Source organism: Gemmatimonadaceae bacterium (assembly GCA_035606695.1).
Lineage (GTDB): Bacteria > Gemmatimonadota > Gemmatimonadetes > Gemmatimonadales > Gemmatimonadaceae > JAQBQB01.
This window is the reverse complement of the sequence record DATNEW010000019.1, coordinates 152,295-174,876: the sequence shown is the minus strand read 5'-3', so window position 1 is coordinate 174,876 and position 22,582 is coordinate 152,295. Positions and strand designations below refer to the sequence as shown.

Sequence of the window (22,582 nt, the reverse complement as noted above, 5' to 3'; positions counted from 1 at the left end):
TATTCTGATGGCGAGTCGTGGAATGATAACGTGAGACGGCCGTCCCACATACACCACACAGTGCACGGAGCGAAACTGCATTTGCCGGTTCGACACAGCATTCGTTCGCGCGCCCTCGGCGCCGCGCTCGTCGTCTTTTCATTCCACCGCGCCGCCGCACAAGCCACGACCAGTCTCGAGACCGACGCGACGGTCCTGAATCGACACGGGTTCGACGTCCGCCTGTTGACCAGCTGGACGCGCTTCGACGAGTTTCTCGGCAATGGAGGCAAGCGCAACATTGGGTCGAGCTTCGTCGTCGATTCGTTGACGGGCGATCTCATTCCCGGCTTGCCGCTCAATGGTCTCGTGGCGGCGGCGACGAACAATCCGAACCTGCGCGTCACGGCCGGTGCCACCACCGGCGGCGCGAATGCGCGCATCGTGACCGCCCCGCTGATGCTCGAATACGGCCTGTCGCGGCGGCTCACGATCGGCGTCGTCGTGCCGTTGGTCGAAACGCGGACGACGGTGCTCGTCGGGTTGAATCAGAAACCTGGCGCGGCGAACGTCGGGCTGAATCCGGCCATCCTGACGTCGAGCTGGACCCAGAACGCGGCGCTCATCAAGAGCCTGCAAGACGCGGCATCGGGGCTCCAGAATCAGTTGAAATCGTGTCAGAGCAATTCGTCGGGGCCAGGCTGCACGACGATCCTCTCGCAGCAGTCCGCCGTGCAGACGTTGATCGCGTCGACGCAGTCGTTCGCGAGCGCGACGGGATTGATTTACGGCACGGGCGAGTCGGCTCCAGGAACCACCTTCGTTCCCATTGGCGGCAGCGACATTCAGAAGGCGATCGACGCGCGGCTCGCCGCGCTCGTCGCGTCGTATCAGGTTTTCAACGGTCCGGTGCCGACCGGGAAGTTCGCCACAGCCGAGATCCCGGCCAACAACGCGCTCAACGCGGTGTTGCAGGGGGCCGGCTACGACACGCTGCAGTCGCCCAGTCGGTCGTCGATCGGGGACATCTCTGTCGGGGCGAGCTATCAGCTCAGCAACTCATTTCCCGACACCGCGGTCGCGCCGGGCTTTCATGAGCGTATCGCGGTGAACGTGACAGGACGCTTCGGGACGGGCGAGCCGGCGGATCGCGATCGGTTGTTCGACAACGCGACTGGCTACGGACAGCCGGGCCTCATCCTCGGTGGCGCGACGGATTTTGCGTGGGGCGATCGTTGGGCGTTCAGCGCGCTCGGTTCGTACACGATGCAATTCGGCAGCGTGAACGTGTCGCGCGTGCCGAACACGGCGTATGCGGCACTACCGCTCACCGCGGCGCTTGGGGGAACCTACACCGCCGGGAATGTGCTGTCGTTGACGGCGATTCCACGGTTTCGGCTGGGCGGTTACGTATCGCTGAATGGCTATTACGCGTTCACGCGTGTCGGCGCCGATCAGTACACCGCACCCAACGTGGGTCCGCCGCCCCCGGGCTCGGCGACGCAAAGCGTCCTGATCCCCGTTGCAACGCCGCCGTTCGGCAACGATGCCGCGACGTTGCAACAAGTTGGAATAGGATTCTCATATTCCACATCGCAAACACTGCGCGGGCCGGGGCGGATTCCGTTCGAGGCGAACTTTCGGCATCTCGAGACGTTGAGCGTGTCGGGCGGGCCGGCCCCGAAAACGTTTCAGGATCAGGTGGGGTTGAGGGTGTTCGTGCGATAAGCTTGTGTCATCCTTCGCGCTTTCGCTACCGCTTCCGCGTCCGGCGCGGCCCCTCGACCGTCGCCGACGTCGTCGCCGCCTCGAGCAACTCCTTCGCATGCGCGCGACTCACATCCCGCTCCGGGTCGCCGCCGAGCATGCGTGCGATCTCCGTCACTCGCTCATCGCCGGCGAGGACCGTCACGTCCGCCGCCGTCACTCCGCCCCGCGCGCCCTTGCTCACCAGAATGTGATGATGCCCGCGCGCCGCGATCTGCGGCAGATGCGTAATCGCGAAGACCTGATGATAGCTCGCCACGCGCCGCATGGTCTCGCCGACCTGCAACCCCACGCGCCCACCGATCCCGGCATCGACTTCGTCGAACACGAGCGTCGGCACGCGATCGAGCCGCGCGAGAATCGTCTTGAGCGCGAGCATCACACGCGAGAGCTCGCCGCCGGACGCCACCCGAGACAGCGGGCGCGGCTCGTGACCGACGTTGAGCGCGACACAGAACTCCACGTCTTCGGAACCTGACGCACCGATCTCCTTCAACGGGCGAAGCGCGACGGTCACGTGACCGTCCGGCATTCCGAGATCGGGCAGCACCTCGTCGACTGCGCGCGCCATGCGCTCGGCGCCGGAACGTCGCATCGCCGTGAGCGTTTCAGCGCGCTCGATCAACGCCGCGCGCGCTTCGCGCTCGCGCGACTCGAGCTGCCGAATGTCCAAGCCCGCCGAGTCGACGAGATCGAGCTCGCGCTTTGCCTCCTCGCCGGTGCGAATCACGTCGGCGAGCGAGCCGCCATGCTTCTTCGTCAGCCTGAACAACAGATCGCGTCGCCGCCGCACGTCCTCGAGGCGCGACGGATCGAGATCGACCGCGCCTTCGTACTCCTCGAGCTCGCGCGCCAACGCCTCGATCGCGTAGTACGCCGTGTCGAATTGCTCCTGCAAGCGGTTCAGCGTGGGATCGATGCGCTGAATGGACGACAGATGCTTGCCGATGGCGGCCAGCTTCTGAAGCACGGTGTCCTCTTCCCCGTCGAGCCCACCGGCGATCCCGGTCGCAAGCGCGCGCAACTCCTCCGCGTTTTCGAGCCGGCGCGCTTCCTCCTCGAGGCGTACGTCTTCACCGTCGGTGAGCTTCGCGTCGCCGATTTCCTGGACGACGTGCCGCAGGTAATCGGCGCGCCGCTCGGCCTCGGCTCTGCGTCTGGTGAGATCCGCGATATCGCGGACGATGCCCGAGAGCTGATCGTGCGCCGCTTTCACTGACGCGGACTGCTCCGCGGCACCGGAGAATGCATCGAGAATGCGGCGCTGCGCGTCCGGGTCGAGCAGCGTCTGCGCTTCGTGTTGGCCGTGGAGATTCACCAGCAATCGGCCCACTTCGGCGAGCAGGCCCGCGTTCACCGTCGTGCCGTTGATCCAGGCGCGCGCGCGGCCCGTCGTGACTTCACGCTTGAGCACCACCGTGGACTCTTCGACGTCGATGCCGCGGTCGTCGAGCAAGGTGCGAATCTCGGGTCGATCGGCGACGTCGAACACGCCCTCGACCGTGGCGCGCTCGGCGCCGGTGCGAATGACGTCCGCGCTCGCGCGTTCACCGAGGAGCAATCCCAGCGCGCCGACGATGATCGACTTGCCCGCGCCCGTTTCACCGGACAGCACGTTGAACCCGCGCGCCAGCGGCAGCGTCAGCGACTCGATGATCGCGAAGTTCTTGATGCGGAGCTCAGTCAGCACGACAGGGGTCCTTCGCTCGTTTCACTCGCTCAGGATGACGTTGAAGCGTGTCACTCGCTCAGGATGACATTGAAGCGTGTCGCTCGCTCAGGATGACAATCATGCGGTTTTGTCCCTGTCGGCGAGACCGCCCCAGCCGAGCTTCTGACGGAGCGTCGTGAAGAAATCAGTTCCGGGAAAGCGGATGATCGACACGCCTTGAGCGGCGCGTTTGACGCAGAGCGTTTCACCGGACGCAAAGCTGCTACCGACCTGGCCATCGACCGTAATCAAAAGCTCCTCGGTCGCATCATCCGCTTTCAGCGTAACCTCGACGTCGGCCGGAAGAATGACAGGTCGAATGGCGAGTGTATGCGGCGATACGGGCGTGACCACGATCGTTTCGACCGTCGGAAAGACGACGGGTCCGCCCGCGGAAAGGCTGTAGGCTGTCGACCCCGTCGGTGTCGACAGCACGACGCCGTCGGCCCCGTACGCGGCAATCGGCTCGCCATTCGCGGCGACACGCACCGTTACGACGCGCGCGAACCCGCCCTTGTGGAGCACGACATCGTTCAGCGCGATCCACTCCTCGCGGCCGACGCCATTCGTGTCGAGCACGCGGGCCTGCAGCGCCATGCGCGACTCGGCCAGATAGTCGCCGCGCGCGAAACGCATCAACGCATTCGACAGCTGGTCGGCATTGCAGCAGGTGAGAAACCCCAGCCGCCCCAGATTGATGCCGAGTATTGGTACGCGGTGCGGTGCAATGATGCGGGCGCCGCGGAGGAGCGTTCCGTCGCCGCCCAGCGTGAGCAGCGCGTCGAGCGACGAGGGATCGTCGAGGAGGTTTCCGTTGCCCGCGAGCTCGTACAGCTCTTCCTCGTAGAAAAGCTCGAGCTTGAGCGCGGGAGCAAGCTCTCCCAGCGTCCGCAGCACCGCCGGAAAACCGGAATAGCCCTGGTGCCCGACGACGCCGAGCCGGGTCACCCCGCCATCGCCTCGGTTTCGAGCAGCGCGCGCACTCGCGTCGCGATGCCGTTCGCGTCGATACCGCATTGCGCGAGCTGACGCGCACGCGGCGCCGCGTGAATGATACGATCCGGCACGCCGAGCACCGCCACACGCACGGTCGAATCGTAGCGCGCGATGACGGCCGACATGAACGCGCCGAACCCGTTCACCACGGTGCCTTCTTCGACGACGAGTACGTGTTTGTGATCCGCGAGCACCGCGGCGAGCGTGACTTCGTCGTATGGCTTGAGGTAGCGACAGTTCACGACCGTCACGTTCAACCCATCCGCCGCGAGCGACTCGGCCGCGGCGAGTGATTGATTGACCATCGTGCCGACGGCGAGAATGGCGACGTCGCGTCCGTGACGAAGCACGTCCCAGGTGGCGAACGGCACCGGTTCGACGGTCGCCATCGCTGGCGCCTTGTCGGGCGCGGCGTCACGGGGATAGCGAATCGAGAAGGGACCGTCGGTGTGCAGCACGGCGCTCCGCATCAGCCCCAGCAACTCGGCGCCATCCTTCGGGGCGGTCACCGTCATCCCGGGCACGGCGAGCATGTACGCGATGTCGTACAGTCCCATGTGCGTCTCGCCATCTTCGCCGACGAGACCCGCGCGATCCATGCAGAAGATCACGGGCAGCGATTGAATCGCCACATCGTGAATGATGTTGTCGTACGCGCGCTGCAGGAACGTACTGTAGATCGCGACGACGGGTCGCACGCCCTGCGTTGCCATGCCGGCCGCGAACGTGACCGCGTGACCTTCGGCGATCCCGACGTCGAAGAATCGGTTCGGAAACGCCTTCGCGAAGATGTCGGTGCTCGTTCCACTCGGCATCGCCGCGGTGATCGCAACGAGTCCAGGCACTTCGCGCGCAAGCTCGGCCAAACCGGCGCCGAATACTTTCTGATACGACACCGCCGTCGACGGCTTGCGCTGTACGCCCGTCGCCGGATCGTGGCCCGGCGGCAAGGCGTGCCATTTCTCGCCGCTGATCTCGCCGGCCGGAAATCCCTTTCCCTTCTGCGTGATGACGTGCACGAGGCGCGGGCCCTTCATCTCACGCACGGCCGTCAGCGTCTCGATCATGCCGTTGATGTCATGGCCGTCGATCGGTCCGAAGTAGCGGAAGCCGAGCTCCTCGAACAACACGCCCGGCGTGATGAACGCCTTCACGCTCTCTTCCCACTTTCGTACGATTGTACCGACGGGTCCCGGCGCATTGTCGATGATGTCGCCGATCGCGCTGCGCACGCGGTTGTACAGCGAGTTGCGCTGAATCGACGTGAGATACTTGGACATGGCGCCCACGTTCGGCGCGATCGACATCTCGTTGTCGTTCAGCACGACGACGATGTTGCGGTCCGAGTGGCCGGCGTTGTTCAAACCTTCATACGCGAGGCCCGAGGTGAGCGACCCGTCGCCAATCACCGCGACGACCTTGAAATCGTCACCCTTTACGTCGCGTCCGGCGGCGATGCCCAAGGCGGCCGAGATGGACGTCGCGGCATGGCCGGCGCCGAAGGCGTCGTAATCGCTTTCAGTTCGCTTCAGGAAACCCGAAACGCCGTTTTCCTGGCGGAGCGTTTCCATGTCATCGTTGCGGCCAGTCAACACCTTGTGTGGATAGCCCTGGTGACCGACGTCCCACACCAATTGATCGCGCGGCGTGTCGAAGACGTAGTGCAGCGCCACCGTCAGCTCGACGACGCCAAGTCCCGCGCCGATGTGGCCACCGGTGCGGGAGCACACGTCGATCAGACGGGCGCGAACGTCGGCGGCGAGCTGCGTCAGCTCGTCGCTGGAAAAGCCGCGGATGTCTGAAGGGGATTTGACTCGGTCGAGGAGGCTCACAAGACTCGTCTGCGGTGGGGAGGATGGATTAGGAAAGGTAGCGAACGGTCAGGACTCTCGCTCGATGACGAACCGCGCCAGCGCATCCAGTTCCGTGGACAGGAGTCCCGCCGCACGCAATGCGCCGCAGCCGTCGTCCACGAGGGCGGCGGCGCGCGCGGTCGCACCCTCGATGCCGAGCACCGCGGGATACGTCCCTTTCTTCAAGTCGAGGTCGCGCCCTGCCGGCTTCCCCAATCGGTCCGTGGTCGCGGTGACGTCAAGCACGTCATCCGCGATCTGAAACGCGAGCCCGATCGATTCGCCGAAATGCGCGAGTGCCTGCTGCTGCTCCACGCCGGCGTTTGCGGCCAGCCCGCCGAGCAGTACCGAGACGCGAATCAGCGCGCCGGTCTTGGCGCGGTGAATGCGCTCGAGATCGTCGACGCCGAGCGCGCGTCCTTCGCCCTCGAGATCGAGGAGCTGACCGGCGATCATCCCGCCCGCGCCCGACGCGCGCATCAATTCGGCCACGACTTCGGCGCACCGCGTCCGGTCGAGTCCCAACTCGCGCGACGCGAGGAACGCGGCCTGCGCCGCTACCGGCACCATCGCGACGCCCGCCGCCGCCGCCGCGCGCACACCGTAGACACGATGCACCGTCGCTCGTCCGCGCCGCATGTCGTCGTCGTCCATGCACGGCAAGTCATCGTGAATGAGCGAATACGCATGTACGATCTCTAATGCCGCGGCGAGCGCGCTCGCGTCACCCGCGCCGCCGGCCGTGCGGTACGCCGCCAGGAACAAGAGCGCGCGCAGCCGCTTGCCGCCGCCCAGCACACTGTACCGGATGGCCTCGCCGATCTCGGCACCGACGGTCGCGCGCGCCCGCTCCCACGCGCGCTCGAGCGCCGCCTCGATCGCGGCGCGATCCGCACGCCACGTCGCGGACGACGCCCGCGCCGCGTGCACGGCGTCGCTACTCGCGGTCGATGACGTCGAAACTCCCGTCGGCTCGCTCGACGAGTCGCTGCACTCTGGCTTCCGCCGCCGCCAGCTCATCGGCCGCGGCGCGCAGATTCTGAATGCCTTCCTCGAACAGGGTGAGCGCTCGCGCGAGATCGACACCCTCGCCTTCGAGCTCGCCGGCGATCTCCTCGAGGCGCGCGAGGCGCTGCTCGAACGTCATGGAGTCGACCGCCGCGGCGTTCCGGTGACGCGCGCGGGTACCACGCCGTCACGCACGATCAGCTCGAACGGCATGTCGGGACGAAATGCCTCGGCCGAGACGAGCGTCGCGCCATCATCGCCGCGCGCGACGGAGTAGCCACGCGCCAACGTCGAAAGTGGACTCAGCGCGTTGAGACGCCCGGCCACGGACTGCAACGCGGTGCGCCGCACGGCGAGTTGGCCGGACGCCGCACCGGCGAGATCGCGTCCGAGGTGGCGAGCGGCGTCGGCACGGTCGCGCACAACGGCGCGGGTCGCTCCCGACATGCGCAATGAGAGTTTTCTCAATTCCGCCTGCAACTCTCCGCGCGAGAACGTCGCCGCCTCGGCGGCCGCGGACGGCGTCGGTGCGCGATGGTCCGCGACCAGGTCGCAAATCGAGAAGTCGACTTCGTGGCCCACGGCGGAGATCGTCGGCACGTGGCAAGCCGCCACGGCGCGCGCGACCCGTTCGTCGTTGAACGCCCAGAGATCTTCGCGCGAACCACCACCACGTCCCACGATCACGAGCTCGGCGCCGCCCCAGCGATTCACCTGGTCGAGCGCGAAGCACAGTTCCTCGGGGGCCGTATCGCCCTGCACCGCCGCGGGCACGACGACCAGACGAACGTCCGCCGCGCGACGTCGCATGACCGCGACGATGTCATGCAGCGCTGCGCCGTCCGGGCTGGTGACGACTGCCACCACTTTCGGAAAACGCGGCAAGGCGCGCTTGCGCTCGGGTGCCAGCAGACCATCGGCTTGGAGACGTGCGCGTGTGATCTCGAGCGCCTTCCGGCGAAGTCCGTCGCCTTCGGCCTCGATGCGCGTGACCGTGAATTGCATCTCGCCGCGGGCGGCGTACACTGTGAGGCGGCCGAACGCGGCGACCTGCATGCCGTCGTCCGGCGCGGCGGGAATGCCGCGTTGATCGCGCTTCCAAACGACCGAACGAATCTGCGCGCTCGCATCGCGCAAGCAGAAATACCAATGTCCGTTGCGATGCGACTTGAAGTCCGAGATCTCGCCGCGCACCCAGAGAGGAATGAATGCGCCTTCGATCACGTCCTTCGCGGTCTGCGTGAGCGTGCCGACCGCGATCGCGGTGCGCGGCGTCTCGCCCGGATAGCCGTCGACGAATTCGGATGCCGGCGGCTCTTCAGGCACGTACGCCCCTTCCGGCGCCGCGTCGGACATCACGAAGAGATCGAGCGCGCCGGGATCGTCACGGCGCGGAACACGACGGCCCGTCATGAACGTCCCTGGCCGATCTGTTCGGCGGCGCGCACGGTGTTCGCCATCAACATCGCGATCGTCATCTTGCCGACGCCCCCCGGCACCGGCGTGATGAGCGACGCGACCTCGCGCACGGAGTCGAAATCGACGTCACCGACCAGACGCGTCCCGCTCTTCTTCGTCGCGTCCGCGATGCGATTCATCCCGACGTCGATCACCACCGCGCCCGGCTTCACCATGTCGGCCGTGATCATCTGCGCGCGGCCGACCGCGGCGATGAGAATGTCCGCGCCGCGCGTGACCGACGCGAGATCGCGCGTGCGACTGTGGCACATCGTCACCGTCGCGTCGATGCCGGCCTGAATCATCAATCCCGCCATCGGCTTGCCGACGATGTTGCTGCGGCCCACGACGACGCAGTGCGCGCCCGCGGTCTTCACGTCGTGCGCCCGCAGCATGTAGACGACACCGGCCGGCGTGCACGGCGCAAAGCCGTCCGTCTCGCCGATCCACAGCTTGCCGACGTTCACGGGATGAAAACCGTCGACGTCCTTGTCCGGACGAATGCGGCGCACGATGACGTCCGCGTCAATGTGCTTCGGCAGCGGCATCTGTACGAGAATGCCATGCACCGCGGGATCGGCGTTCAGGCGGTCGACGATCTCGAGCAGCTCGCCCTGCGTGATCGACGCGGGGCGGCGAATGGTCTCGCCCTTCATCCCGAGCTCGATGCACGTCCGCTCCTTGGAGCCGACGTAGACGGCGCTCGCCGCATCGTCGCCGACGAGCACGACGCTCAGCCCGGCTGTGATCCCGCGCGCCTTCAATGCCGCAACCTTCTCCGCGACTTCGCTCTGCACACGCGCGGCAAGCGCCGCGCCGTCGATCACCCGTGTGTCATCCTGAGCGCCAAAGGCGCGAAGGACCCCTTTCTCAGCGGAGCGCTGCATACGACTCCTCCGCCGGGACGGAGGTCCCTCGACTCCCCTTCCCCTTCGCTTCACTCAGGGTCAGCGTCAGGGTCGCTCGGGATGACACGCTCAACTCACCGCGCAAAATCCACCGCCCTCGTCTCTCGAATCAACACGACCTTGATCTGTCCGGGATACTGCAACTCCGCCTCGATGCGCCGCGCGATCTCTTCCGACATCGTCGTCATGCGCACGTCGTCCACGTCGTCAGGCATGACGATCACGCGCACTTCGCGCCCCGCCTGAATCGCGAACACTTTCTCCACGCCCTTGTAGCTCGACGCGATCTTCTCGAGTCCCTCGAGCCGCTTCACGTACGTCTCGAACGCTTCGCGCCGTGCGCCCGGGCGCGATCCCGAGATCGCGTCGGCCGCCTGCACCAGCACCGACACTTCGCTTTCGTGCGGCACGTCGTCGTGGTGCGCCGCGATGCAATTCACGACCAGCGGGTTCTCGCCGTACTTCGTCGCGACTTCGACGCCGAGTTGGACGTGGGTGCCCTCGTGCTCGTGCGTCAGCACCTTGCCGACGTCATGCAGCAGCGCGCCGCGGCGCGCCATGTTCACGTCGAGGCCCAGTTCCGTCGCCATGATTGCAGCGAGCCACGCCACTTCCTTCGAGTGCTGCAGGATGTTCTGCCCGTAACTCGTGCGCCACCGCATGCGCCCGACCAGCTTGACCAACTCGGGATGCAGCCCGTGCACACCTGCGTCGTACGCGGCCTGCTCGCCGGTCTCGATGATCTGTGTCTCGATTTCCTTGCGCGACTTGTTGACGACTTCCTCGATGCGCCCCGGGTGAATGCGGCCGTCCGAGACGAGCTTCTCGAGCGCCAGGCGCGCCGTTTCGCGGCGCACCGGGTCGAAGCAGGAGACGACGACCGTGTCGGGCGTATCGTCGATGATGACGTCGACGCCGGTCGCGAGCTCGAAGGCGCGAATGTTTCGCCCTTCGCGGCCGATGATGCGGCCCTTCATTTCGTCGTTCGGGAGCGAGACCGCCGACACGGTCGATTCGGCGGTGTGCTCCGCCGCGATGCGCTGAATGGCGAGCGCCACGATCTTCTTCGCCTCGCGCTCGGCATTTCGCTTCGCGCTCTCGCGGATTTCGCGAATGCGATTCGCCGCGTCAGCCTGCGCCTCTTCCTCCATGCGCCGAATGAGCTCGGCCTTGGCTTCCTGCGCCGACATGCCGGCCATTTGCTCCAGACGGCGGCGCTCTTCGCCGACCAGTTTCTCGAGCTCCTGTTCGCGTTCAGTGACTTGCTTTTCGCGGCGCCCAAATTCGCTCGCGCGGCGTCCAAGCTCCTTGTCGCGCTGCTCGATCAGCTCGTATTTGCGGTCGAGTACGGTCTCGCGTTCCGACAAGCGGCGCTCTTCGCGCTCCACTTCTTCGCGGCGCCCGCGCACCTCGGACTCGAAGTTTTCGCGAAGCCTGATGAGCTCTTCCTTGCCGGAGACAAGCGCGCTCTTCCGAAGGTTCTCCGCCTCTCGCTCGGCGTCGCTCAGAATGCGCTTGGACGTCTCTTCGGCGGTCGACTTCGCGGCGGCCTGGCGGTCTCGCTCGCTCTTCGTGCCCGCGCTACGTCCCCAAAAGAAAAATGCCGGCGCGGCAACGACTACCAAAACGCCAAGCGCGGCAATGATCGCGTACAGATTCATATGGAATCTATGCTCCACCGCGGTGCAGAGACCGCAGGACAGGGAGAACCACCGCCTTCCCGTGCGCGACTCTTGTTTGCGGTCCGACGACACTCCGGCGAAGGGAGCGGCGTGGGCAGCGCTAACTATAAAGCGCGCTTGTACCTAGGTCAGCTTGGCTACCGGCGCTAAGCTACGCGGCCGTTGGTGAAAAGGCAAACGGCTCAGCCAACTTCCGCCTCGACCGTGCGCTTGGACGGGGGCAGCAATGGCCGGATGTAGTCGCTCAGGCTCCGCACCGAGTCGTTCGTTGCGTCGAGTCCAGCCCTGGCCGCGAACAATTCGGCTGTCACCTGAAGCGCGGCAAGCACCACGGCTCGATTCGATTCAACCACGGTACCGCTCGACAACACCTTGCGAATCGCCTGATCGAGGTACTTCGCCACCGCCTGCGCGTGTTCCGGCGGGGCCTCGCTGCGGATCGCGTATTCCTCGTTCAAAATCGTCACCCGTACGGTGTGCTTCTTCGCGCTCATGAGGGACCTCCGCCGGCTTGAGCCTGCTGCCGCAGGAATTTGACGCGGTCGAGCATCTGCTTCGCCCGCACGCTCGCCGCCTCGAGCCGGGTTTGCAGACGCTCGTTCTCCTGCTCGAGTTGCGCGCAGCGGCTCACGAGATCGAGGTTGGCGGCGCCGCCGCCATCCAGTCCCTCGACTTCCTTGATGCGCGCTTCAGCGACGAGCGCGCGCCGCCGAAAACCCGCCAGCTCGTCCGCCAGATGGCGCACGAGCACTTCGAGTTCTTGAATCGCGCGATCGCTCGTTGTACTAGCGGTACTAGGTGTTTGACCGTGGTCTGACATTGAGCTCGTCGGCGAGGGCCTTGAGAATGTCCGAACGGCGAGCCTCGATCTCTCGCTCCCGTAGAGTGCGCTCGGCGTGCCTGAACGTCAACCTCCACGCGAGGCTGCGATACCCAGGTTCAACTCCCTGGCCAACATAGCGGTCGAAGAGTTCAGCCTTTTCGAGCAGACGTCCCGACGCGCGGCGCAGCACATCCTCGACCTGCTCCGCGCTGATCGAATCGGGCACCAGCAATGCCAGATCGAACTCCGCCGAAGGCGTCGTCGGAACCGGAACGTACTGGGTGACGACTGGCGCCGGCCTCACGAACGGACGATGCGCCGACTCGCCCCGCGGCGCGACATCGGCCGAATCGATCACACCGAGCGACAACTCGATACCGAACGCCGGCGCCGCCCATACCGGTGCGTCGAGCGCCACGCGTCTCACCGTGCCGACCACGCGATCGCCCGCGACGATGTCCCACAGCGCATCGGACGAATTGGGTTCGCGCAACGCGACGCTCGCTGATGGATACGCCGATGCGGCGACCATCTGCCCCAACGCCTTCGCATCCCATTCGCCGTATTTGACCCACGAGTCAAATTCGACGGATTTCGGATCAGTGAAATGAGCCGGCTGGCGCCGACCCATCACGAGCACGCCGACCCGAAGGTCCTCCGCCGGCAACGCGCCAGCGCGCGGCGTGAAGACCGAGCCGATTTCGAAGATCCGGACGTCGCCGTGCATGCGCGCCAGGTTGTACTCGGCGCGGCGCGCGAGCGTATCGAGCACCTCGCGCCGCAGATACCCTTCGTTCTCGGCCAACGGGTTCTCGACGCGCACGAAGCCTTCGCCGCCCGCGACGAACGGCATGGGCCGCACCTCGAGCATGCCGGCTCCGACGAGCGCCTCGCGTACGCGGCGCGACAGAATCCAGTGCGCGTCGTCGCCCACGGCACCGGGCCGAAATGGGCGAATCTCCGTCGGGAAAGAATCGTAGCCGCGCAGGCGGGCGACTTCTTCGATGAGATCGACCTCTCCGGTGACGTCGCCACGCCACGTCGGAACCTTGACGCCGAGGTCGTCGCCGATGCGATCGACCTCGAAGCCGACCGACGAAAGTAAGCGCGCGATCTCTTCCGTCCCGAGCGTTTCGCCGAGCAGTCTGGCGACGCGCCGTGTGCGGAGGGTAACGCTTCGTGGCGGCGGCGGCTCGTATGCGAGATCGACCGGCGCGCTGTCGATGCGCCCGCCCGCGAGCAACGCGATGAGCTGCGCGACGCGCTCCAGCGCGCGCGGCGCGATCTCGAGATCGACGCCGCGCTCGAAGCGATAGCTCGCGTCCGTTGAGAGGCCAAGCGCGCGACGTGCGTCGCGAATGCGCGTGGGATTGAAGTTCGCGACCTCGAGAAAGACGTCGGTCGTCGCGTCGGTGACTTCGCTGTCGCGGCCGCCCATCACGCCAGCCACGGCGTGCGGTCGTTCGCCGTCGGCGATCACGATCATGTGGTCCTTCAGCTCGCGCTCGACACCGTCGAGGGTCGTGATCTTCTCGCCGGCCTTGGCGCGGCGCACGATGATCTTCGACTGTCCGAGCCTGGCGAGATCGAACGCGTGCGTCGGCTGCCCGAGCTCGTGCAGCACGTAGTTGCTGGCGTCCACGATGTTGTTGATCGAGCGCGATCCGACCGACTCGAGGCGTTGCACGAGCCAGTCCGGGCTCGGGCCGACTTTCACACCGCGAATCACCACGCCCATGAAGCGCCGGACGAGCTCCGGCTCGGCCACGGTGACAGTTACGGGTCCGGATGTCCCGGAGAACCCGCTTCCGGTCGACGCGGGGATGCCGGTCGCGAGGCCCTCGATCGCCGGCAGCGCGAATGGCTGACGGGTGATCGCCGCAATCTCACGCGCGACACCCAGGTGGGAGAGCAGGTCCGGCCGGTTTGCGCCGACGTCGATGACGATTCTCATATCGCCGACGGGAACGGCCGCGAGGAACGGCGTGCCCGGCGGCACGTCGATGCTCAGTTCCATGATGCCGCTATGGTCGCTGCCGAGCTTGAGCTCGTCGGGCGAGCAGAGCATGCCGTCGGATGTCGCGCCGCGGATCTTGCGCTTCTGAATCTTGAGACCGGTGGGGATCGTGACGCCGGTCTTCGCGAAGGGATAGAGCTTCCCCGCCGTGACGTTTGCCGCGCCGCAGACCACGTCGAGGAGCGTGCCGGTGCCGGCATCGACCTTGGTCACGTGCAGGTGATCGGAGTCGGGATGGGGCGCTTCCTCGACGACGCGCGCGACGACGATGGGCGCGAGATCCTCGCGGAGCGCCGCCAGCTCGTCGACCGTGGCGACGTGCGCGGTGATCAGCTCGCGCAGCTCCGGCGCGGTCTCGTGGAACGGCACGAAGGCCTTCAGCCACTCGAAGGACAGGTTCATTTATCGCTCGATGCGTCGGCTGCGCGGCTGCCGGCGGCGGCGATCTGCTCCAGGAATCTCACGTCGGAATCGTAGAGGATTCTGATATCAGGAATCTTGTATCGGCTGATCGCGATGCGCGCCGGCCCCATGCCGAACGCCCAGCCGGTGTACTTCTCGCTGTCGACGCCGGCCGCGTCGAGCACCGAGGGATGTACCATGCCGGAGCCGAGGATTTCGATCCACCCCGTGCCCTTGCACGCCGCGCACCCGACGCCGCCGCAGATGCCGCACTGCACGTCCATCTCGGCCGAGGGCTCGGTGAACGGGAAGTAGGACGGGCGGAAGCGAGTGCGCGACGCGCCGAAGAAGCGCTGCGCGAAGACGTTGAGCGTGGCCTTGAGGTCGACGAAGCTGATGCCTTCGTCGACGCAGAGCCCTTCGATCTGCTCGAACGCCGGCGCATGCGAGGCGTCGAATGGATCCTTGCGATAGACCTTGCCGGGAATGAGCACGCGAATGGGCGGCGCGTATTTCTGGAGCGTCCGCACCTGCACCGGCGAGGTGTGGGTGCGGAGCAGGCCTTCGCCTGCGAGGTACATGGTGTCGTGCGCGTCGAGGGCCGGATGGTTCGGCGGAAAGTTGAGCGCGCCGAAGTTGTACCATTCCGTCTCGGCCTCGGGGCCTTGAGCAATCGTGAAACCCAATTCTCTAAATATGCTCTCGATCTCTTCGATGACGAGCGTGACCGGGTGCTTGGCTCCCTTCCATTGGTGGCGGGCGGGGAGCGACCGGTCTTCGCCGGGCGCGCCTCCGCTGGCGCGCGGCACGGCGGTCTTGCGGTCGGCGAGGAGCGCCTCGAGGCGCATGCGCACTTCGTTGAAGCGTTTGCCGGCGGCGGGCTTGTCTTCCTTCGAGATGCCGCGCAGGCCCTCCTGCAGCGCTTTGACGCGCCCCTGGCGGTCGCCGAGGAAGGCGATGCGCGCCTCCTCGAGGGCGTCGGCGCCGGCCGCGCCGGCCAGCGCGGCGGTGCCTTCGCGCTCGATGGTGTCGGCTTCCTCGAGATAGTCCTGAAGATTCACGGCGTTAGTGGGCAGGTGATGAGCGGCGAGGGACAGCTAATGAAACCACGAGTGGAAAGAGCGAGTGGAAAGAGCGAGTGGAAAGAGCGAGTGGAAAAGGCGAGTGGTGAGGGCGAGTGGAAAAGGCGAGTGGAACGGGCGAATGAAGCCCGCGCTGTGCCGGCGCCGTTTCCGTTCGCTCTTTCCGTTCGGTCTTTCCGTTCGGTCTTTCCGTTCGCTCTGTCCATCCGCTCTGTCCATCCGCTCTGTCCATTCGCAGTTCCGCATAAAAAAACACGGCGGCAGTACGACACTCAATGTCGCGCTGCCGCCGGGGGGTGTGAAGCGAGACCTTACGCTGCGTTCAACGCGGAGCGCGCCTTGTCGACGAGAGCCGTAAACGCGGCGGGATCGTGGACCGCGAGATCGGCGAGGATCTTTCGGTTCACTTCGATGCCGGCCAGCTTGAGGCCGTTCATGAACGAGTTGTAATTCATGTCGTTCTGATGCGCACCCGCGTTGATGCGGGTGATCCACAGACGGCGGAAATCGCGCTTCTTGTTCTTGCGATCGCGGTACGCGTACTTCCAGCCGCGCTCCACGGTCTCCTTCGCGGGACGCCAGAGCTTCGAGCGGGCGCCAAAGGCGCCGCGCGCGGCCTTCATGATCTGCTTCTTCCGCTTCAGGCGCGGGACGTTGCTTACGGCACGAGGCATGGGACTCTCTCCTTAGGCCAGAATCAGGCGCTTGACGCGCTTGGTGTCACCGGTCGTCGCGACGATGCCGGCCTGGCGGAGGCGGCGCTTCCGCTTCGACGTCTTCTTGGTCAGGATGTGGCTCTTGAACGCCTTGTAGCGGCGGACCTTGCCCGTCCCGGTCTTCTTGAAGCGCTTCGTGGCGCCCTTGTGGGTTTTCATTTTCGGCATCAGAACTTCCTCATAAAAGCAGATCCCGTGCTGACGCTCGGGATGACGCTCCGCGTCACTTCGGCGCGAGAATCATGGTAATGGACTTTCCTTCCAATCTTCCCGAGCTCTCGATTTTGCCGACGTCCGTGAGGGCCTGCGCCACGCGGTCGAGCACGGCCTGTCCGAGCTCGGGGTGCGCGACTTGGCGCCCACGGAACATCATCGTCACTTTCACTTTGTTCTTCTCTTCCAGGAACCGGCGCGCGTGCCGCGTCTTGGTGTCGAAGTCGTGATCGTCGATCCCAGGGCGATACTTCACTTCCTTGAGCTCGATCACGTGCTGTTTCTTCTTCGCCACCCGCGCCTGCTTCGCCATCTCGAACTTGTACTTCCCGTAATCCATGATGCGGACCACGGGAGGGCGAGCCGTCGCGGCGACTTCAACCAGGTCCAGTCCCAGCTCTTCCGCCATGCGTAACGCGGCATCGACCTCGAGGATGCCGAGTTGTGATCCATCGGCCCCGATCACGCGGACCGGACTGATGCGGATCTGGCGGTTGACCCGCACACGCTTTGTGGTGTCCTGAATACCGAGTCTCCAGAGAGAAGAGAAAAACAAAAACGCGGACCTGAGAGCCGGCGATGCCGGGCTACAGAGTCCGCGAAGACAAACGCCGCCGTCGTGTGCACACGCGGGGCGCTTTTTTCTGGACTCCGGTAGCACACCTCGCGCGAGGCGAGGGCCACAGGGTGGGACCAGCGACGGTCCACTTTCCGAGTTGTGAGGGCTAAAGCTAAAAGAAATCGGGAGTTAGGTCAAGTCGTGGGAAGTAAGTAGTTGACGCACAGCCGACCATTGTCCGACGTCACGTGCACACCATCGCCCACGGCTGGTCCGCCACCCTCGTCAACACCACCGTCGCCTGCCGCGTCCCGCTCAGCTTGAGCCGCCGCTGGATGGCATCCACATCAACGGCTGAACCCCGCTTCCGAATATCCACAGTCCCGACATCCAGCGACCGCAGCGATTCCTTGAGGCGGTTCAAGCTCCACGGGATCGACGCCTCGACCTTCATCGACCGGCCGAATGGCGTCTCCATCGAATGATCCGCCGAGAGAAACGCCACCTGCTCGTCGATCTTCCACGCATCGACCCGCGCGCCGAGTGTCTCGACGAGCCCCGCCCGCGTCACGGCGGGATCGGGATCGAGCAAGAATGCGCCCGGCGGCTTCACGGCAATCGCCCCCGCGTCTTCCTCGACGAGTGTGTGCACAGCGTCGCCGAGTAGCGTTGCGCGCCGCCGATGGGTCGCGATGTCCGGCGACCACAAGACCGACGCCTTGAGCTCACGACGCTCCGAGACGAATTCCAGTTCCCAACCCTCAGGCACGACGTCCACCGGGAGCGCCGGCGACGCTTTGATGCCGAGCGCTACACCGCGCGAGGCGAGCGCGAAGCACCACTCGAGCGGCGGCTCGCTCTCGCCGGCGCGCATGCGACCCTCTGACGAACGGCGTGCGGGGTCGATGAATGCGGCCGTCACGTCGCCGTAGTTCAGCTCGCGCACGTCCGCACACACCGCGTCCACATTCGGCGCCACACCATTCACCTCGGCATTCAGGACGCCGAGCCGCGAATGAATCGGATCGAAGTCCGCGGCGGTTACGCGACGATCCCGCGCGAGGCCGACCAGATCGCCGCCGATGCCGCTGCATAAATCCATCATGCGATCGAACGACGCGAAGCGCCGCGCGTGATGGTCTGCCATTCGTTCACTCGATGCCTGCTCGAGACCGGGTGCCGTGAAATACATGCGATCGGCGTGCGTGAACTTGTCCCGCGCACGGCGGCGCAACTTGATCTGCGTCACTGCCGCGGACACGAGCTCCGCCGGATACTTTGCACGCAGCCGCGAGATCACGCTCAACTCGGTTTTCGCATCGAGCGCTTCCGGCGCTAAATCGGCGAGCAGTGCTTGACCGCTCGGCGAAAGCAGCGCATCGATCCAGGTATCCGACATGGCGATGAAACCTACAGCGCTCTTGGTCCTGGCTTCCGCGGCGACGTTCGCGGCATGCAACCGCGAGCAACGCGCGGCCGCTGACTCGACGTCGCGGCAACCTGTCGCGCGGCCGAGCGGGTTACCGCCCGCCTCCGTCGCCAACACGCCGCCCGACTCCGCGCACGAAATGATCGTGGATTCGAGCGTCACGTCGCCTGAGATCCGGCGCGTCGCGGGCATTCCACAGCTGGTGCTGCCTCTATCGTTCGCAACCGCGTTGCGTGCGGCTCAGCCGGACTTCGCGCCATTGCATCGCCGTGACTTCGAGCGCGACGCACTCAACTCGGCCAACGATACGAGCGCCGCGAGCGCAGCGTTCGGTACCGTCGGCGATTTCGACGGAGACGGCCGCGCGGACGTCGCGCTCATCGGTGCTCGCAACCGCAAATCGCTGATACTCGCGCTGCTGAACGAGGCGCGGGGCGTACGGGTCGTCGTGGTCGATTCGGGCGGCATGATCCCCGGCGCGGACACGCTGCACTGGAACATCACCGTGCTTCAAGTGCACCGGCCTGAACGCGTCACGATTTCGGATTACGACGATACGCCGGGTAAACAACCGGCACCCGACGCGTACTTCGACCTCAAACACGACGGGATCGACGAGGAGTACTACGGAAAAGCCTCGACGCTCTGGTGGTGGGACGGTCACCGCTTCCGCGGAATTCTCACCAGCGACTAGCGGTCAAGCGCGCACGCCGTACGCCTTTCCATCGTTCGCGATCTTCGACCACGACGTCTTCGCATCGTGTTCGAAGACGACGAGCCAATCTTCATCCACCGCGCGCGCCAGAATGCGGCGCTTGGTCTCGAGCGTCACCATCGGCTCGACGTCATATCCCATGATCCACGGCAGCGGGAGATGCGCCGCCGTCGGAACGAGATCGGCGATGTAGAATGCCCGCTCGCCGTCGGACTCGATGAGCAATCCCTGATGATGCGGCGTATGTCCCGGCGTCTTCACCGAGTGAATGCCCGCGATGATCTCCCGGTCGCCGTCGATGAGCTCGAGCTGGCCGCTCACTCGCACCGCATCCCAGTTGTGTGGGAAGTAGCTCGCCGCGGTACGCTCGTTGGTGTGCGTTGCCCACTCGAGCTCCCCGCGCTGCACGACATAGCGCGCCTTCGGAAAGCTCGGCGCGATCGAACCGTCTTCGCGCTTCACGGTGTTGCCGCCCGCGTGATCGAAATGCAAATGGCTGCTGATCACCATCGCCACGTCGGACGGCGCGAACCCAAGCTGGGCGAGTCCGTCCTCGAGCGCCGTGGGCCCCTGCCTTCCTCGATTCTCGATGCCGTAGATGTCGTAGAACTTTCCATTTTCCTTATTGCCGGCGCCCGTGTCAATCAACACGGGGCCGATATCATGCTCGATCAAGAGGCAGCGCATGCCGAGCTGAATGCGATTGCGCTCGTCGGCGGGAATGCGACGTTCCCACAGCGACTTCGGCACGACGCCGAACATCGCTCCCCCGTCGAGCTTCTGGCCGCCGGCCTGAATGGCGTGCACGCGCCAGCGTCCGAGCTGGCGGCTTTCGATGAGCGGATCTGGTTTCACGGTCTCATACGGTGTCATGCGGTGTTATGCGGTGTCATGCAGTGTCATGCATTGTTATGCGATGGCGTCGTCGCGCGCCGGCTGCGGCAATGCGGGTGGCCGGCGCGAGCGCTTGGCGCTCGCCGTACGTGTGGTCATCAGCCGCTCGAGATCATCGAGCGATGCGCAGCCGCGATCGTGCGCGGCGTCGAGCAAGCGAAGGAGAATGTGCGCGGTCGCGAGCGCGTCGCCGCCGGCACGATGTCGCGCCGAGTTGTCGATGCCGTAATAAGACGCGAGCGAATCGAGATTTCGGCGGCGGAGCTGCGGCACCAGTCGTCGCGCGAGCCGGACCGTGCACAGCGTGCGTCCCTCGAGCGGCCGGCGCGTCACGCGCTGGATCTCCGCGGAAATGAATCGCCAGTCGAAACCCGCGTTGTGGGCGACAAAGACGTTCCCTTCGAGGACGCCGAGGAGCTGATCGCACACGTCGGCGAAGCGAGGGGCGTCTTTCACCATCTCCCGCGTGATGTTCGTGATGGCCATGATCGCCGGCGGAATCGATCGCTCGGGATTGACGAGCGTGTCGAAGACCGTCGTGGCGACGCCATTCTGTACGTGGACGACGGCGACTTCGGTGACGCGATCGCCGGCGAAGGCGCGCGTGCCGGTGGTCTCGACGTCCACGACGACGAAGGGTTCGGTGGAGAGCGGCTTGTCATCCCGAGGGAGCGGCGCGACCGACGGATCTTGCATCATGATAGAGGGACGTCCCTCTACCGTGAGGTTAGATCCCTCGCTGGCGCTCGGGATGACGGTCTCGCGCAACATCCAGCGGCCGTCCGCACCGCGCGAAAACCTCGTATGCCCCGCGAAGAGCGCCGCCGCCATATGCTCGGCCACGCCGGCCGGCGCACCCGGCAGCTGGCAGACGTACGAGATCAAGGTCGAGGGATCGGCCGGCCCTGCCGAGAGAAAATCCGCGGCGCGGTCGGTCAGCGAGGTATTAGCGTTTCCTAAAGTTAATCCAGACATTCTCTTGACATGCTTCCTCGCTGCGGCGCGACGCACCTTCGCTCGGAATTCCGCGTTTCTTGTGTTGTGATTGTTCCTCGCTGCGGCGCTGCGCACCTTCGCTCGGAATTCCGCGTTTCTAAGTCCATGCGTCGTCACGACGTACCGGCAATGTCATGCACCGCGGGCCGCCGCCGGCGCGAACCAGCTCCGCGCCCTCGAACGTAATGACGGCCCGGTCGCCCTCGGCGATACGATCCTCGCCCGTCAGAAACGACGTGCCGCTCACGACGCGAAAGCCGAAGCGCTCGAGCTCGCGCAACGTGCCTTCGTTGCGCTGGTATGACAAGATCACGCCGGGTTTCATCGCGACAAAGTTACATCCCGACGCCCATTGTTCGCGCTCCTGAATCGTGCGCACGCCGCCGCCGCAGAACACGGGCTCGATCGGCATGTCGCACTTGGCGAGCGCATCAAAAATGTTTGCACATTCGTGAATCGTCGTATCGCCTTTGTGATAATGCAGCACGGCGAGACGCTCGGGTCCGATGAAATGCGGCGGGAATACGACGCAAAGCTCGCGATCGATCTGCGTGAAGATCATGTCCAGGTGGATCGCCGTGTTCTCCTGCGGCATCACGACGACGATGACATCGCGCACCCCGGTCTGCTCGAAGAAGAGGCACGCGAGCTGGTCGATCGCCGCCGGCGTCGAGCGCTGGCTGAAGCCGATCACGACGAGATCGGGTCGCAGCGGGTGCACGTCGCCACCCTCGACCGTGTAATTCACCCGCCGCTCAGACGCGCCGTCATAGAGGATACCGCCGTTCGTCAGCTCCGGATGATGCGCGAACAGCGCCTTCATGATGATCGCTTCGGTCCAACGGATGGCGTAGCGCATGGAACCGATCAGCACCCGATCGCCCGCGACCATGCAACTGTCGCGCGTGAAGAACAGGTTCGGTACGGGAGGCAGCACGTATCCCGGCTCGTTCAACGCCTTCGCGATCGGACCCGGCGGCTCGTCGCGGCCTTCGACCAGCATGCGCACCAGCGCCTGCGCGTCGAGCTCGCTGATGTCGCGCGCCAGCGGCTCGAACGGCACGATGTCCATCGTCTCGCGAATCAAGAGCTCGCGCGCATCGGCGTTGGCGAGAATGTCGGCCAGGAGCGTCCGCACTTCGTACACCGTGGTGAAGCGCTCGAGGATCGCAATGAACCGGCGATGCTCCCGCTGGGCCGCCTCGGCGTCGATGATGTCGTCGTACAGATAATCCGCGCGATTGCCCGGCGTCACGGCGAGCAGCTCTGAGCCGGGCGAGTGCACGATTACGCCCCGTAACCGGCCGATTTCCGACGTGACGTGCGCGTGCTGGGTATGCTGGGCGGGCATTCGGCCAAAGCTAACCGCTGGTA

The 22,582-nt window shown here is 65.5% G+C and carries 21 protein-coding genes; 2 read left to right on the top strand and 19 right to left on the bottom strand.

Features of this window, described 5'->3' with window-relative positions; all coding sequences use genetic code 11:
- Positions 1-60 precede the first annotated feature (60 nt).
- A complete protein-coding gene (locus VN706_08130; protein HXT15584.1) occupies positions 61-1,707 on the top strand; it encodes a hypothetical protein in 1,647 nt (548 codons plus the stop codon).
- Positions 1,708-1,732: 25 nt separating this feature from the next.
- Here the strand turns inward: VN706_08130 and recN are convergent, their stop codons facing one another.
- The 16 genes from recN to VN706_08050 all read right to left on the bottom strand — a co-directional run bounded on the left by recN (position 1,733) and on the right by VN706_08050 (position 18,573).
- Entirely contained in the window at positions 1,733-3,436 is a 1,704-nt protein-coding gene (gene recN, locus VN706_08125) for a DNA repair protein RecN (protein ID HXT15583.1), read from the bottom strand.
- Between the two features lie 99 nt (positions 3,437-3,535).
- The gene (locus VN706_08120) at positions 3,536-4,405 is read right to left on the bottom strand and encodes an NAD(+)/NADH kinase (protein HXT15582.1); all 870 of its coding nucleotides are present in this window, start codon (positions 4,403-4,405) and stop codon (positions 3,536-3,538) included.
- A complete protein-coding gene (gene dxs, locus VN706_08115) occupies positions 4,402-6,285 on the bottom strand; it encodes a 1-deoxy-D-xylulose-5-phosphate synthase (GenBank protein ID HXT15581.1) in 1,884 nt (627 codons plus the stop codon). Before dxs ends, VN706_08120 begins: the two co-directional genes overlap by 4 nt.
- Before the next feature lie 48 nt (positions 6,286-6,333).
- A complete protein-coding gene (locus VN706_08110) occupies positions 6,334-7,236 on the bottom strand; it encodes a farnesyl diphosphate synthase (GenBank protein HXT15580.1) in 903 nt (300 codons plus the stop codon).
- Positions 7,237-7,243: 7 nt separating this feature from the next.
- Positions 7,244-7,453 (bottom strand): exodeoxyribonuclease VII small subunit, encoded by a 210-nt coding sequence (gene xseB, locus VN706_08105; GenBank protein ID HXT15579.1) that lies wholly within the window; start codon positions 7,451-7,453, stop codon positions 7,244-7,246.
- A complete protein-coding gene (gene xseA, locus VN706_08100; protein ID HXT15578.1) occupies positions 7,450-8,727 on the bottom strand; it encodes an exodeoxyribonuclease VII large subunit in 1,278 nt (425 codons plus the stop codon). The genes xseB and xseA overlap by 4 nt, the downstream gene beginning before the upstream one ends.
- Complete coding sequence (locus VN706_08095) at positions 8,724-9,659, bottom strand: tetrahydrofolate dehydrogenase/cyclohydrolase catalytic domain-containing protein (protein ID HXT15577.1); 936 nt, start codon at positions 9,657-9,659, stop codon at positions 8,724-8,726. Before VN706_08095 ends, xseA begins: the two co-directional genes overlap by 4 nt.
- A 95-nt stretch (positions 9,660-9,754) precedes the next feature.
- The gene (rny, locus tag VN706_08090) at positions 9,755-11,341 is read right to left on the bottom strand and encodes a ribonuclease Y (GenBank protein HXT15576.1); all 1,587 of its coding nucleotides are present in this window, start codon (positions 11,339-11,341) and stop codon (positions 9,755-9,757) included.
- Positions 11,342-11,544: 203 nt separating this feature from the next.
- Complete coding sequence (locus tag VN706_08085; GenBank protein HXT15575.1) at positions 11,545-11,856, bottom strand: cell division protein ZapA; 312 nt, start codon at positions 11,854-11,856, stop codon at positions 11,545-11,547.
- Positions 11,853-12,107 carry a hypothetical protein gene (locus VN706_08080; protein HXT15574.1) on the bottom strand — a complete coding sequence of 85 codons (255 nt, stop codon included), beginning with the start codon at positions 12,105-12,107 and terminating at the stop codon, positions 11,853-11,855. The genes VN706_08085 and VN706_08080 overlap by 4 nt, the downstream gene beginning before the upstream one ends.
- A gap of 49 nt (positions 12,108-12,156) precedes the next feature.
- Complete coding sequence (gene pheT, locus VN706_08075; protein ID HXT15573.1) at positions 12,157-14,604, bottom strand: phenylalanine--tRNA ligase subunit beta; 2,448 nt, start codon at positions 14,602-14,604, stop codon at positions 12,157-12,159.
- Positions 14,601-15,665, bottom strand: a complete 1,065-nt coding sequence (locus tag VN706_08070; GenBank protein ID HXT15572.1) for a phenylalanine--tRNA ligase subunit alpha — start codon at positions 15,663-15,665, stop codon at positions 14,601-14,603. The genes pheT and VN706_08070 overlap by 4 nt, the downstream gene beginning before the upstream one ends.
- 332 nt (positions 15,666-15,997) lie before the next feature.
- Positions 15,998-16,360: a 50S ribosomal protein L20 gene (gene rplT, locus VN706_08065; GenBank protein HXT15571.1), complete on the bottom strand. Its 363-nt coding sequence runs from the start codon at positions 16,358-16,360 to the stop codon at positions 15,998-16,000.
- A gap of 12 nt (positions 16,361-16,372) precedes the next feature.
- Positions 16,373-16,570: a 50S ribosomal protein L35 gene (rpmI, locus tag VN706_08060; GenBank protein HXT15570.1), complete on the bottom strand. Its 198-nt coding sequence runs from the start codon at positions 16,568-16,570 to the stop codon at positions 16,373-16,375.
- 55 nt (positions 16,571-16,625) lie between these two features.
- Positions 16,626-17,120 carry a translation initiation factor IF-3 gene (gene infC / locus VN706_08055; GenBank protein ID HXT15569.1) on the bottom strand — a complete coding sequence of 165 codons (495 nt, stop codon included), beginning with the start codon at positions 17,118-17,120 and terminating at the stop codon, positions 16,626-16,628.
- A gap of 298 nt (positions 17,121-17,418) precedes the next feature.
- Entirely contained in the window at positions 17,419-18,573 is a 1,155-nt protein-coding gene (locus VN706_08050; GenBank protein ID HXT15568.1) for a class I SAM-dependent methyltransferase, read from the bottom strand.
- A gap of 4 nt (positions 18,574-18,577) precedes the next feature.
- Here VN706_08050 and VN706_08045 point away from each other — a divergent pair, with 4 nt between their 5' ends.
- Complete coding sequence (locus tag VN706_08045) at positions 18,578-19,297, top strand: hypothetical protein (protein HXT15567.1); 720 nt, start codon at positions 18,578-18,580, stop codon at positions 19,295-19,297.
- A 3-nt stretch (positions 19,298-19,300) separates the two neighbouring features.
- Here VN706_08045 and VN706_08040 read toward each other — a convergent pair whose 3' ends face one another.
- From VN706_08040 to VN706_08030, 3 genes are all read right to left on the bottom strand, one after another.
- Positions 19,301-20,191 (bottom strand): MBL fold metallo-hydrolase, encoded by an 891-nt coding sequence (locus VN706_08040; protein HXT15566.1) that lies wholly within the window; start codon positions 20,189-20,191, stop codon positions 19,301-19,303.
- 36 nt (positions 20,192-20,227) lie between these two features.
- Positions 20,228-21,187, bottom strand: a complete 960-nt coding sequence (locus VN706_08035; protein HXT15565.1) for a 3'-5' exonuclease — start codon at positions 21,185-21,187, stop codon at positions 20,228-20,230.
- 118 nt (positions 21,188-21,305) lie between these two features.
- Complete coding sequence (locus tag VN706_08030) at positions 21,306-22,559, bottom strand: arginine deiminase family protein (GenBank protein HXT15564.1); 1,254 nt, start codon at positions 22,557-22,559, stop codon at positions 21,306-21,308.
- Positions 22,560-22,582: the final 23 nt, after the last annotated feature.

Excerpts from the sequence above, each read along its gene's own strand:
- xseB (HXT15579.1), bottom strand. The coding sequence starts at position 7,453 with ATGACGTTCGAGCAGCGCCTCGCGCGCCTCGAGGAGATCGCCGGCGAG.
- xseA (HXT15578.1), bottom strand. The coding sequence starts at position 8,727 with ATGACGGGCCGTCGTGTTCCGCGCCGTGACGATCCCGGCGCGCTCGAT.
- VN706_08095 (HXT15577.1), bottom strand. The coding sequence starts at position 9,659 with ATGCAGCGCTCCGCTGAGAAAGGGGTCCTTCGCGCCTTTGGCGCTCAG.
- rny (HXT15576.1), bottom strand. The coding sequence starts at position 11,341 with ATGAATCTGTACGCGATCATTGCCGCGCTTGGCGTTTTGGTAGTCGTT.
- VN706_08085 (HXT15575.1), bottom strand. The coding sequence starts at position 11,856 with ATGAGCGCGAAGAAGCACACCGTACGGGTGACGATTTTGAACGAGGAA.
- pheT (HXT15573.1), bottom strand. The coding sequence starts at position 14,604 with ATGAACCTGTCCTTCGAGTGGCTGAAGGCCTTCGTGCCGTTCCACGAG.
- rplT (HXT15571.1), bottom strand. The coding sequence starts at position 16,360 with ATGCCTCGTGCCGTAAGCAACGTCCCGCGCCTGAAGCGGAAGAAGCAG.
- rpmI (HXT15570.1), bottom strand. The coding sequence starts at position 16,570 with ATGCCGAAAATGAAAACCCACAAGGGCGCCACGAAGCGCTTCAAGAAG.
- VN706_08050 (HXT15568.1), bottom strand. The coding sequence starts at position 18,573 with ATGTCGGATACCTGGATCGATGCGCTGCTTTCGCCGAGCGGTCAAGCA.
- VN706_08045 (HXT15567.1), top strand. The coding sequence starts at position 18,578 with ATGAAACCTACAGCGCTCTTGGTCCTGGCTTCCGCGGCGACGTTCGCG.
- VN706_08040 (HXT15566.1), bottom strand. The coding sequence starts at position 20,191 with ATGACACCGTATGAGACCGTGAAACCAGATCCGCTCATCGAAAGCCGC.
- VN706_08035 (HXT15565.1), bottom strand. The coding sequence starts at position 21,187 with ATGTCTGGATTAACTTTAGGAAACGCTAATACCTCGCTGACCGACCGC.
- VN706_08030 (HXT15564.1), bottom strand. The coding sequence starts at position 22,559 with ATGCCCGCCCAGCATACCCAGCACGCGCACGTCACGTCGGAAATCGGC.